This is a genomic window from Streptomyces sp. SM1 (assembly GCF_002910825.1).
In the GTDB taxonomy this organism is placed as follows: domain Bacteria; phylum Actinomycetota; class Actinomycetes; order Streptomycetales; family Streptomycetaceae; genus Streptomyces; species Streptomyces okerensis.
This window is the reverse complement of the sequence record NZ_NEUB01000485.1, coordinates 1-785: the sequence shown is the minus strand read 5'-3', so window position 1 is coordinate 785 and position 785 is coordinate 1. Positions and strand designations below refer to the sequence as shown.

Sequence of the window (785 nt, the reverse complement as noted above, 5' to 3'; positions counted from 1 at the left end):
TGATGGGGTACCTCGCCGCCCAGCGCGACGGCGAACCGCAGGGTGGCGCGGGCGGAGGCGCTGAGCCGGGAGGCCAGCAGCGGGGCGGGCGCGGCGGCCTCACCCAGCGAGGGCAGCGGTACGTCGTCACTGCCGCTGCCGGCCTCGGCGGGGTCGTAGGGCGTCTCGTCGGGCCGTACGTCCTCGAAGACGCCGAACGCGTCGACGGCGCCGGCGCCGGCCCGCAGCCGGTCGCGCTGCCGCAGCAGGGCGCCGGCCTGGACGAAGCGCAGCGGCAGGCCCTCGGACTCGAACCAGAGGTCGCCGGCCCAGTTCGACTCGTCCTCGGTGAGTCCGCGGCCGACGGCGTGCTCGAGCAGGTCGAGGCCGGCCGCGCGGTCGAGCCCGGGGAGGACGACCTCCTCGACACCGGCGTCGGCGGACGGCTCGGGCACGTCCGGGTCGGCGCCGAACAGGATGGCGCACTCGGGGGTGGCGTCCAGGAACCCGTCGAGGTCGGTGCCGCCGATCCCGAGGTCGTCCAGGACCACGACGGCGCCGATCTCCCGCACGTATGCGGCGAGTTCGACCCGCTCGGGCCGGTGCAGGGGCGCGTGGTGGACGGCGTGGAAGAGGTCGTACAGCAGGTCGTCGGCGGAGCGGCCCAGGCCGTTCAGCCGGACCACTCCGTCGGGCGCCAGGTCCGTGCAGTCCTCGGCGACGATGTCGAGCAGCCGGGTGCGGCCGGAGCCGGGCGGGCCGGTGAGGCGCACGGAGCGGCCGCGGGCGAGCAGCCGGACCAGCTT

At 76.4% G+C, this 785-nt stretch carries 1 pseudogene; it reads right to left on the bottom strand.

What is annotated here, in order from left to right:
* A pseudogene (locus B9S61_RS12000) lies at positions 1-785 on the bottom strand (ATP-binding protein); the annotation flags it as partial.